Source organism: Paenibacillus sp. 01L418, from assembly GCF_056400045.1.
Map to the genome: position 1 here is coordinate 1 of NZ_JBFTSN010000207.1, position 11,062 is coordinate 11,062.

Genomic DNA, 11,062 nt, shown 5'->3' on the forward strand with positions numbered 1-11,062 from the left:
GCTCTTCTTTGCTTACCAAAGCGACTAAAGCGTTTACAGCCTGTTCTGCGTCCGAACCCTCGGCACTAATGGATACTTCAGTGCCAGAACTGATAGCCAAACTCATAATACCCATTATGGATTTAGCGTTTACTTTTTTGTCGTCTTTCTCTACAAATACTTCGGAGGAAAATTTGTTCGCTTCTTGTACGAATAATGCTGCTGGTCTTGCATGTAGTCCAGTCTTAAGACGAACAACAACCGGAAGCCTTGTCATGGAAACCATACCCCCTATATTTTTCTCAATCATTAGCATGCGGCAAAAGCTTATACGGCTCTGTTTGCCGTCTTCTGGCTGCAAAAGCTCGTTTCCGGACAAAGATAAGATGTGTAAGTATCAATGCTGCTTATTCTTATCTTTAAAAATTGCGTCATTTTAAATTATTATATCATTATACCAGCTGATGCACTAGGATAAAAGTTCAGACACCACGGATTTTTTCCGCAAGTGCGTCGATTTTGCGCAAACGATGGTTTACGCCTGACTTACTGACCTTTCCTCCGAGCATTTCGCCGACCTCTGTCAAATTCATATCCGGATGCTGAAGCCTTATCTCAGCTACTTCCTTCAGCTTATCAGGCAAGCTATCCAGTCCTACTTCACGTTGAAGCAGCTTAATGTTCTCGATCTGACGAACAGCTGCACCGATCGTTTTATTTAGATTGGCCGTTTCGCAGTTTACGATCCGGTTTACTGAATTGCGCATGTCGCGCATGATTCGAACATCTTCAAACTTGAACAGAGCTTGGTGCGCACCAATAATATTGAGGAGCTCGATTATTTTCTCGCCCTCTTTGATGTAGAAGATAAATCCCTTTTTCCGCTCAATGCATCTCGCGTTAAGATCAAATTTGTTCGCAAGGTCAACTAACGACTCACAATGCTCTTGGTACATCGAAGAGATTTCCAAATGATAAGATGAACCTTCTGGATTGTTAACCGATCCGCCAGCAAGAAACGCACCCCGTAGATAGGAGCGTTTGCAGCAAGGCTTGCGAATGATTTCCTTATCGATGCCTAAATTGAACATAAAACCTTCCGATACAATTTTGAGCTCGCTTAATATTTCCTGAACTCTAGCCGGTATACGGACAATATACACGTTGTTTTTTTTCAATCTCATCTTTTTACGGACAAGCAGTTCTACATGCACATCATAATGTTTTTTGAGCAGGGAATAAATCCTTCTGGCAATCGCGRCATTTTCCGTTGAGATGTCCAAAACGACTTTGCGGCTAGATACGCTAACCGAACCATTCATCCGTATGAGTGCAGATAGCTCCGCTATCTCACAGCAGCTGTCCGCTTCAATTAATGTCAGCTCTTTCTTTGTTTGGGCCGCAAATGACATTGTGTATCACCTCTTTCGTAACATCCAGTTCTCTACCAGCTTATAAATATGATGGCTTAAGCGTTCGGCATCATGCCGAAGAAAAGTGCGAAACAATACTAACCGATCCGCAATGACTTCATAACCCTTTTGCGTAACTGCATCTAAATCCAAATGGACGGCCTTTGCACCAAGCTCAGCATATCTGCTTTCGATTTGCGGCGGAATTTCGCCGTCATTTACAATGACATAATCGAATAGATGTTGACCGATATGAGCATGAATGGCATCAAGGTGATCGCCTACCGAATAGTTATCAGTTTCCCCAGGCTGCGTCATTACATTACATACAAATAATTTTACGGCTTCTGATTCCACGATCGCAGTTGCCAGTTTAGGAACTAGCAAGTTTGGAATAATACTTGTATATAAGCTGCCCGGTCCAATCAAAATAGCATCGGCCTGTTCGATGGCCTCGACCGCCTCTCGCAGCGGTTCGACATCGGCTGGTTCCAAAAATACTCGTTTAATGACCTTGCCAGCTTTAGGAATCATGGATTCCCCTGTGACAATGCTGCCATCAGCCATTTCCGCTTTAAGTACGATAGCCTGATTCGCTGCGGGCAGAACCCGTCCTCGAACCGCTAACACACGGCTCAGCTCACGAATCCCCGTTACAAAGTCGCCGGATATATCGGTCATTGCTGCCAGCATAAGATTGCCAAGGCTGTGGCCTGCAAGTCCCGGTACCGTTTTGAAACGATACTGAAGAACCTCAGTCAGCAGCGGCTCAGCATCCGCTAATGCCATAAGTACGTTCCGAATGTCACCCGGAGGCGGAATTTGCAGCTCATTGCGTAAAATGCCCGAGCTCCCGCCATCATCGGCAACCGTAACGATCGCGGTAATATCGAGCGGCTTCTCCTTAAGACCTCGCAGCATAACAGAGAGACCTGTACCGCCGCCAATTACGACGATTTTAGGCCGTCTCATTATCTTGTGTCTACTTTGCATTTTCTCACCTCGTCAATGCTTGTCACGTTCGGCATCGCGATGGCTGACACGCACACGTTCCGTATCACTGCTGCCGAGCATGCGTCCCAAATATTCTGCTATAGCAACGGAACGATGCTTACCGCCAGTACAGCCAATACCGATAACAACCTGACTTTTCCCTTCCTTACGATAAAGCGGAATAAGGAATTGCAACATATCCAGCAGCTTCGTTAGAAATTGCTGAGTTTCAGGCCATTTCATAACGTATTCATATACATCGGGATTTTGACCAGTATTTGGGCGCAGATGCTCGACATAATGCGGATTAGGCAAGAAACGAACATCATAGATCAAATCCGCATCGATAGGAATGCCATATTTAAAGCCAAAGGAAGTTACATTTATCGACAAGCTGTTTTGCTCTAGGTGTGTAAAATGAGAAATAATACGTTCCTTCAATTGTGCTGGTTTCAAAATACTCGTATCAATAACCTGTGATGCCCAGCCCTTTAAATCCTCAAGCAGGCGACGTTCGTTGCGAATGCCCTCAAGCGGCATGCCCTCAGGCGCCAGCGGATGACGACGTCGGCTTTCCTTATAGCGCTGAACCAAGACAGAATCAGTTGCATCCAAAAATAAGATTTCACAGCTAATCGTATAATGCTCCTTGATATAGGCCAACGACTCCGAAAGCGCCGTGAAAAATTCACGCCCGCGCAAATCGATAACAAGCGCAACGTTGCCGATTTTACCGTTCGACTGATCGATCAACTCTGCAAATTTAGGAATAAGAACGGGCGGCAGATTATCTACGCAGAAGAAACCGAGATCCTCCAGGCTTTGGACAGCAATGGTCTTGCCCGCGCCAGACATCCCGGTTATTATGACAAGCTTTGCTACTGCTGCTGTCGTTTCCATGAATAAACCTCCTAAAGACTTTGCGAATGCAAAGTCACTTCGTAAGGATACGCTTAGACTTTGCGAATGCAAAGTCACTTCGTAAGGATACGCTTAGACTTTGCGAATGCAAAGTCACTTCGTAAGGATACACTTAGACTTTGCGAATGCAAAGTCACTTCGTAAGGATATGCTTAAGGTTTGCTAGGGCAAACCTACTTCGTAAGAATACGCTTAAGGTTTGCGAACGCAAACCTACTTCGTAAGAATAGGCTAAGACTTTGCAGATGCAAAGTCTCTTCGTCATTTACAACTATGAAATTAACCTCTTAGAATAAGGCCGGCTGCGCCTACAACGCCAGCGTTGTTGCCTAGTGTTGCCGCTACGATTTGCACATTTTCTTTCGCTTGATCCTGTGTATACTTGTCGAATACTTCACGAATTTGCTCGAATAAAAATTCTCCAGCCTTCGAAACGCCGCCGCCAATGATGAAATATTGCGGATTCAATACAATAGCGATCATCGCCATTGATTTACCCAAATAATAAGCAGCACGGTTTACGATGCGAGTTGCTACTTCGTCTCCTGCTTTAGCCGCATCAAGAACATCCTTCGCCATAATATCCTCAACAAGTGAAAGCGATRTACGATCGCCGCGTTCCACCGCATCCTTTGCCATACGGATAATACCTGTTGCAGAGGATACCGTTTCCAAGCAGCCAATTTTGCCGCAGCCGCATACAATAGCTTCAAGATCAGGCACGATAGCCATATGACCAAGCTCGCCAGCCATACCCATAGAACCTTCAACGATTTTACCATCTATAATTATGCCGCCGCCTACGCCTGTGCCGAGTGTGTAGCATACGCAGTGCGCGATGCCTTTGCCCGCTCCGCCCCAAGCTTCGCCTAGTGCAGCAACATTCGCATCATTATTAACTTTAACTGTCTTATTCAGCTCTTGCTCCAAATAAGCCTTAAGATTGACGTTCTCGATTTTTAAGTTTGGTGCARATTTCACAATTCCGTTTGGAATATCTAAGAAACCAGCAATACCAACGCCTACCCCGTCAACTTGCTCCCAATCATAGTCCGATTCCACTACGATTTGTTGTGCATATTTCGCAATATTTTGAAGGATAGTGTCCGTTCCTTTACTCGCCTCCGTCGGCCCCTCGTACGTCTGGAGCAATTGCCCATCCGAATTACAAATACCTACTTTAATAGCAGTTCCGCCGACATCGACTCCAACGTAAATCTTCTCAGACATCACTAGTCCACCTCATCAATATGTTAATCTTCTCTTGTAACACTATAAGCGACCTTCATCCTCTGGTCAAGATAGAGGAATACTGGCAAATCAACCATTCTGGGCTTGGAAAAAACGCCTTCAGCATTTAATGAAAAAGCTATACCTTCAAGCATGTCGCTCTGCTGGTATAGCCCCTTCTTTATCTTATGTTGCAACTCGTCAAGTATTAAAGCGATTTGCTCCAGTCATGCGTAATTGCACCCTCCAAATATCTTTCACAATCCAGTGCAGCCATACAACCGCTGCCTGCTGCTGTAATTGCTTGACGATATTTGCTGTCTTGAACATCTCCACAAGCGAACACGCCCGGTACATTCGTTTCAGATGTACCTGGTTTTACAACAATGTAACCATGATCGTCTGTATCGATTTGACCTGCTAGGAATTTCGTGTTTGGCGTATGGCCGATAGCGATAAAGATTCCGTCTGTCTCAATAACATCCTCTTCACCTGTCTCGTTGTCACGAACTTTAAGTCCAGTAACACCCATGCCAGTTGCTACAACCTCAACCGGTGTGCGGTTTAAGCTCCAGCTGATTTTCTCGTTCTCACGAGCGCGATCCTGCATGATTTTGGATGCGCGAAGCTCATCACGACGGTTAACAAGCTCTACGTTTGAAGCAAAACGAGTAAGGAAGTTTGCTTCCTCCATCGCAGAGTCGCCGCCGCCCACTACGATAATTTTTTTACCGCGGAAGAAGAAGCCATCGCAAGTTGCACATGTGCTTACGCCGCGGCCAACGTTTTCTTTCTCGCCTGGAATGCCGAGGTATCTGGCCGATGCACCAGTAGAAATAATGATGCTCTCCCCAACAAGCTCGCCGTGGCCTTCCACTTGAAGCTTGAATGGACGCTCTGACATATCCACGCTATTAACCCAACCCGTAATAAACTTAGCGCCAAAGCGCTCCGCTTGCTTACGCATGTTTTCCATAAGTTCAGGACCCATAATCCCTTCCGGGAAACCAGGGAAATTCTCAACCTCTGTTGTTGTCGTCAATTGACCGCCCGGTTCTGGACCTTCAATAATGAGTGGGCTCATGTTAGCGCGAGCCAAATAAATAGCTGCTGTAAGCCCCGCAGGACCAGTACCGATAATAATTGATTTGTACATAAGCTTCACCTCGTAAAAGTTTATTCGTCCTGTAATTCTTGCGTAAAGAAGACGGAACTCATCGACTTCATCTTTTCTTTGATGCCGCAAACTTCATCAATAATCTTGACGTTCTTGCTGACTGTCGCAATAGATGTACCGTATCTGGTGGAAACCTCGTGATAGGAGATAGCACGACGATGCATTTTTGCAGTCAAATATTCTAATGCGGCCGCCCAGCTCTCCGGCTTCGTAAGCTTCGGAGCATCTGGATATACTCGCGTCAAAAATTCCACCCATAAGGTCATCAAATCATGCTGCTGAACCAAATCATACTGCTTGCTCATGCGATCAAGAGCGATATCTGCAACAGCCTGCCATTTATCTTCCCATACAGGCAGACTTGAAGGGACCCGGTTCGGCTCAATGACCGTTTCTTTGCCTTCCAGCACCACATGTAAAGGCTCTTGTACGCCCATCGTTCTGAGTACAAAGATGGCAATCCGTTTTAAATAATCATCCTCTTCCTTCTCGAGCAAAAACGTCTGAAGAACATCCTTCACTTCGCTGTCAGCGATCATCCCTAGAGCCTGAATAACCTGTAGCTTCGTGTCCTGATCACCATGACGCAGCGCCCAGAAGAACGACGAGCGTACTAGCGGATCGCGCTTAAGATGATCGGGAATGCCATCGGAGGATTTCTCCCATAGCTTAAACTGCTCTTCGAACGGCAAATGATAGTGATAGCTGATGGCAGCCGTCTGCTGCCCGCTTCGTACTAGCTCAAGCTGCTCCATATAATAAAGAGGAATGCTTGATTTTGGATCAAGCTTGATTGTCTGCTTCCATAGGCGCTCTGCTTCCTGCAAACGTCCGATATTGCAAGCTGCAACAGCCGCGTAATGATACAGGCTTGGATCCTGAGTGAGCTCTGAATCTTTGAGAAGTCTGGTGAAATGCTTATAAGCAGCACCATGCTCTCCTAAGATGCCCATTGTTGTTGCCAGTTTAAACACATGCTCTTGATGGAACGGTACCGTCTTCGCAAGCAGCTCAACAAGCGGCTTCAAGCTTTTTTCATCGTTCTTGTGCTGATAAAAAATAGCAAGGTTGCACAGCGCATGCAGGTTGCCCGCTTCAAGATCAAGCACTTCATGTATCGTATCCATCGCTTTATCGAACATGCCCATATAGTAGTAGGCCAATGCCAAATTATTTCGAGCAGCTAAAAAATCTGGCTGTCCTTCGATAATTTTCTCCAAAATGCGCACAGCCTCAGTGAATTTACCTTCCTCCAGCAGCGTGCGCGCCAAATCATGCTCGACCATGCCTTCACGAGACTTAATGTTGGTTAGACGAGTAGGACGCTCCAGTTCAAAATGCAGTAGATCCATCATATCTTCCGCTTCATCCAGAAACTGTCCTTCGGAGTCCTCTTCCAAATATCGAATAAGCGAGCCCTCGGCTGCTTCATATTGTTCTAAATTAGCAAAATTGTTCGCCATATAGAAATGGCACTCCGTCATCGTCGGATCAAGCTCATCTACAATCCAACCGAGGATTTTATTCGATTCCTCATAGTTGCCCATTTCAGAAAGAATGCCGGCCATATTACAATGGTTTACCGGATTCTCCGGCTCGTATTCGACGGCGCGACGAAAATATTTAAGTGCCTTGTCATAATGGAGCCGATCAAGCGATCGAACCGCACGTTCGAAAAAAAACGTAGCGTCCCATTGAACCGGTATGACTTTCGTCTGTTGATCTACGGCAACTCGTTTCTTTTCTTTCACCCGCAAGGCACCTCCCGTTACTTCCGATTTTATACGATTATACCATAGCAATACCCCTGAGAACATGAAAGAATATGTGGGAAAATCGCGGATGGCAAATACACCACCCGCGATTTCCCGCGGCATTACTATTCATTTCGTTAGTTCTGCATTCCATTTGAACGTTTAGACACCATTGCTTTTGAACAATGTGCTAATGGAGCCGCCCTCCAAAATAATGCGTGTTGCTTCTGCAAGCAACGGCGCAACGGAAAGCACCTTGAAGCGTTCAGGAGTCGATTCCGGCAAGCTGATTGAGTCTGTTACGATGACTTCTCTAATATTGGGATGATCCAAACGCTCAATGGCAGAGCCGGAGAATAACGGATGCGTTGCGCATACAAATACATCCTCAGCGCCGCGCTCCTTCAAGCTTTCCACAACGTTAACAATCGTAGATCCCGTATCGATGAGATCCTCGATAATAATCGGAGTTTGACCTTCGACATCACCGATAACATGTGTGATAACTGATTCATTATGCGCAGGGCGTTTCTTGATCATAATCGCAAACGATGTATCCAAGTAGTTCGCTAGCTTCTCAGCAGTTGAAGCACGTCCTGCATCCGGCGATACAACAACCGGGTTCTTGATGTTTTTCGACTTCAAATAATCGCTGATTAAATCTAGCGCAGTCATATGATCGACTGGAATGTTGAAGAAGCCTTGAATAGCTGGAGCATGTAGGTCGATTGTAATCACTCGGTTCGCTCCTACTGTCGTGAGCACATCCGCCAGCATTTTCGCTGAAATCGGCTCCCGAGGTGCTGCTTTGCGCTCCTGACGCGCATAACCGTAATAAGGCATGATGATGTTGACCGTTCTTGCGGAAGCACGCTTCGCCGCATCAATCATAACAAGCAATTCGACAAAATGCTCGTTGATTGGATGTGAGAATGATTGTACGAGAAATACATCGCAATTCCGAATCGTTTCCTCGTAATGCACGTAAATCTCTCCGCTTTTAAAACGGGACATCTTGATCGCACCTAGCGTCAGACCAAGCTCTGCACTAATTTTCTGAGCCAATACCGGATTAGACGAACCCGAAAAAATACGCACCTTGTCGCTTAACATGATACCCTCCTGAGCGTTAAAACCAATTAATTTGACGGAACAAGTACTCGTCTTTGCCGGATCATTCGACAAAGCTTATTTGATCATCTATATTATACATGGAATTTACGATATTTCAAAAATCAATCATCACTAATTTTCGACAATTAAATGTCGCAAGCTGCTTAAAGCCAACTTCTTTGAGCAAATCGTAGGCTTGATCCAAATATTGGCCTAGTCTTTCAGGCTGGTGAGCATCCGAACCAACCGTCAGCGGAATGCCTAGTTCCAGTGCATATTCCAGCATTCTACGGCTCGGAAACATCTCTGCTGCAGGTGTGCGAAGGCCCGATGCGTTGAGCTCAATCGCAAGTCCATGCTTCTTGACTGCCTCTAGTGCAGCGTTCTCCAAATGGGTAACATTTTCCTCCGGCAGAAAGCCAAAACGCTTGATGACATCAATATGTCCAATGTAGTCATAGAGCCCGCTTGCGGCTGCTTTGCCCACGGCTGCGTAGTACTGTTCGTATACAGCCATACGATTGCGGCCTTCCCAGCCTCCCGTTTGCCGGAAATCGGTGATGTCCCACTCCCCAAGAAAATGAACAGAGCCAATCACATAGTCCCAAGGGTACGCGTTCACGATCGCAGCGATCTGCTCCTCGCAGCCCTCGATATAATCGCCTTCAAGCCCAACACGTATGTCGATTTGTCCCTTATATTTTTCCTTAAGCGCAAGGCATTCCTCCACATAACGCGGAAGCTCATCCATCGGCATAGCCATTTCCGGATAATAAGTAGCAGGGTCAACATGGAGCAGAGGCATATGATCGGAAAGGCCGAGCTGCACGAGTCCGATCTCTATGCCCTTCTTTACATATTCCTCTAGCTCTCCGACGGCATGACCACAGCGAGCATGATGCGTATGGTAATCGATAAACATGTGCGTACCGGCCTTTCTGCTGTCATTTATCATTCAGCTTCCATTATCTCATTTTATTTGTTGTTGGCTTGCCGTGACGATTGTTAATTTCACTGATTACATCATCTAGCGGCAATCCACGTTCACGAAGCAATACCATCAGGTGAAAAATAAGATCGCCAACCTCGCTGCGAAGCTCGTCGTTATCTTTATTCTTCGCTGCTATGATCACCTCGGATGCTTCTTCGCCTACTTTTTTCAAAATCTTATCTACACCTTTATCGAACAGGTATGAGGTGTAAGAGCCTTCAGGGCGCTCTGCGTAACGCTCGGCAATCACGCTCTCTAGTTGTCCAAGCGTAGCGAAGCGGTCTGCAGCGGATTGTCCAGCCTCTGAAGAAGCATCTGTGTTCCCAGCTACTTCAACCGAATTAAAGAAGCAGCTATAGCGCCCTGTGTGGCAAGCTGGACCTTTTTGCTCCACCTTAACGAGCAATGTATCACCGTCGCAATCATAAGCCAAAGAAACGATGCGCTGCGTATTGCCGCTTGTCGCTCCTTTGTTCCAAAGCTCATTACGCGATCGGCTCCAATACCAAGTCACGCCGGATTCAACGGATAGCTGAAGTGATTCCTTATTCATATAAGCCATCATAAGCACTTCTTTGCTTTGCACATCTTGAACAATAGCTGGTACTAGCCCCGCATCGTCCCATTTGATTTTTGAGATAAGTTCATTATGATTGTTTTCCGTCATCGTACCTCTACTCCCTTCAAGCGCAAATCGTCCTTCACTTCACGAATCGTCATTTCTTTATAGTGAAAAATCGTCGCAGCTAGAGCCGCATCCGCATGTGCCATTTGGAATACATCGTTAAAATGCTCAACTCTACCCGCTCCGCCCGAAGCAATGACGGGAATGCCTAGCGAATCTGACACCGCCTGCGTGAGCTTGATGTCGAAGCCGTCTTTGGTGCCATCGGCATCCATGCTGGTCAGCAAAATTTCACCCGCGCCTAGCTTCTCCACTTCACGTGCCCATTCGAGCGCCTTAATGCCAGTCGTTTTGCGTCCGCCGTGCGTGTAAACTTCCCATTCGCCCCACTCAGCATTAAACTTCGCATCAATCGCCACCACGATGCACTGTGATCCAAACTTGCGTGACCCCTCTTGAATGAGTGCCTTGTTTAAAACCGCAGCTGTATTTATGCCGATTTTGTCCGCGCCGGCGCGCAGCAGCCGCTTCATATCATCGACATGAGATATGCCGCCGCCTACCGTAAACGGAATCGTAATTTCCCCAGCGGTCCGCTTGACCACTTCAATCATCGTCGCACGCCCTTCAACGGAAGCCGATATATCTAGAAATACAAGCTCATCTGCGCCCTCTTGGTCATAAGTGGCCGCCAGCTCGACTGGGTCGCCCGCATCGCGCAGGTTCACAAAATTAACACCCTTCACAACGCGGCCATCCTTCACGTCAAGACAAGGAATGATACGTTTCGCCAGCATATTGCACTCTCCTTTATGCCCGTAGTCGAGCTTAATTGTCTATCCGGTAACACTCGGCATTACTTAGGAT

At 46.5% G+C, this 11,062-nt stretch carries 11 protein-coding genes; all 11 read right to left on the bottom strand.

Annotated features, from left to right (window positions below; all coding sequences use genetic code 11):
- Positions 1-256, bottom strand: a 256-nt coding sequence (locus AC1DSE_RS21240) for an HPr family phosphocarrier protein (RefSeq protein WP_477528152.1), incomplete at its 3' end; no start/stop codon positions are given.
- Between the two features lie 205 nt (positions 257-461).
- Complete coding sequence (gene whiA / locus AC1DSE_RS21245; RefSeq protein WP_477528153.1) at positions 462-1,391, bottom strand: DNA-binding protein WhiA; 930 nt, start codon at positions 1,389-1,391, stop codon at positions 462-464.
- Between the two features lie 6 nt (positions 1,392-1,397).
- Complete coding sequence (locus tag AC1DSE_RS21250) at positions 1,398-2,363, bottom strand: gluconeogenesis factor YvcK family protein (protein WP_339206022.1); 966 nt, start codon at positions 2,361-2,363, stop codon at positions 1,398-1,400.
- Between the two features lie 33 nt (positions 2,364-2,396).
- A complete protein-coding gene (gene rapZ / locus AC1DSE_RS21255; RefSeq protein WP_076270748.1) occupies positions 2,397-3,284 on the bottom strand; it encodes an RNase adapter RapZ in 888 nt (295 codons plus the stop codon).
- Positions 3,285-3,584: 300 nt separating this feature from the next.
- Positions 3,585-4,535, bottom strand: coding sequence for an ROK family glucokinase (locus AC1DSE_RS21260; RefSeq protein WP_477528154.1), 951 nt, complete (start codon positions 4,533-4,535; stop codon positions 3,585-3,587).
- 208 nt (positions 4,536-4,743) lie between these two features.
- A complete protein-coding gene (trxB, locus tag AC1DSE_RS21265) occupies positions 4,744-5,691 on the bottom strand; it encodes a thioredoxin-disulfide reductase (RefSeq protein ID WP_076270750.1) in 948 nt (315 codons plus the stop codon).
- 20 nt (positions 5,692-5,711) lie between these two features.
- Entirely contained in the window at positions 5,712-7,463 is a 1,752-nt protein-coding gene (locus AC1DSE_RS21270; protein ID WP_339206018.1) for a tetratricopeptide repeat protein, read from the bottom strand.
- 165 nt (positions 7,464-7,628) lie between these two features.
- Positions 7,629-8,579 (bottom strand): ribose-phosphate diphosphokinase, encoded by a 951-nt coding sequence (locus AC1DSE_RS21275; protein ID WP_076270752.1) that lies wholly within the window; start codon positions 8,577-8,579, stop codon positions 7,629-7,631.
- Positions 8,580-8,694: 115 nt separating this feature from the next.
- The gene (gene hisJ, locus AC1DSE_RS21280; protein ID WP_477512237.1) at positions 8,695-9,501 is read right to left on the bottom strand and encodes a histidinol-phosphatase HisJ; all 807 of its coding nucleotides are present in this window, start codon (positions 9,499-9,501) and stop codon (positions 8,695-8,697) included.
- A gap of 43 nt (positions 9,502-9,544) precedes the next feature.
- Positions 9,545-10,237 (bottom strand): bifunctional phosphoribosyl-AMP cyclohydrolase/phosphoribosyl-ATP diphosphatase HisIE, encoded by a 693-nt coding sequence (gene hisIE, locus AC1DSE_RS21285; protein WP_339206016.1) that lies wholly within the window; start codon positions 10,235-10,237, stop codon positions 9,545-9,547.
- Complete coding sequence (hisF, locus tag AC1DSE_RS21290; RefSeq protein WP_339206014.1) at positions 10,234-10,992, bottom strand: imidazole glycerol phosphate synthase subunit HisF; 759 nt, start codon at positions 10,990-10,992, stop codon at positions 10,234-10,236. The genes hisIE and hisF overlap by 4 nt, the downstream gene beginning before the upstream one ends.
- Positions 10,993-11,062 lie beyond the last annotated feature (70 nt).

Bases quoted from the DNA above. Each gene is read 5' to 3' on its own strand.
- hisF (WP_339206014.1), bottom strand. From the start codon at position 10,992: ATGCTGGCGAAACGTATCATTCCTTGTCTTGACGTGAAGGATGGCCGC.
- hisIE (WP_339206016.1), bottom strand. From the start codon at position 10,237: ATGACGGAAAACAATCATAATGAACTTATCTCAAAAATCAAATGGGAC.
- AC1DSE_RS21250 (WP_339206022.1), bottom strand. From the start codon at position 2,363: ATGAGACGGCCTAAAATCGTCGTAATTGGCGGCGGTACAGGTCTCTCT.
- hisJ (WP_477512237.1), bottom strand. From the start codon at position 9,501: ATGTTTATCGATTACCATACGCATCATGCTCGCTGTGGTCATGCCGTC.
- AC1DSE_RS21275 (WP_076270752.1), bottom strand. From the start codon at position 8,579: ATGTTAAGCGACAAGGTGCGTATTTTTTCGGGTTCGTCTAATCCGGTA.
- trxB (WP_076270750.1), bottom strand. From the start codon at position 5,691: ATGTACAAATCAATTATTATCGGTACTGGTCCTGCGGGGCTTACAGCA.
- rapZ (WP_076270748.1), bottom strand. From the start codon at position 3,284: ATGGAAACGACAGCAGCAGTAGCAAAGCTTGTCATAATAACCGGGATG.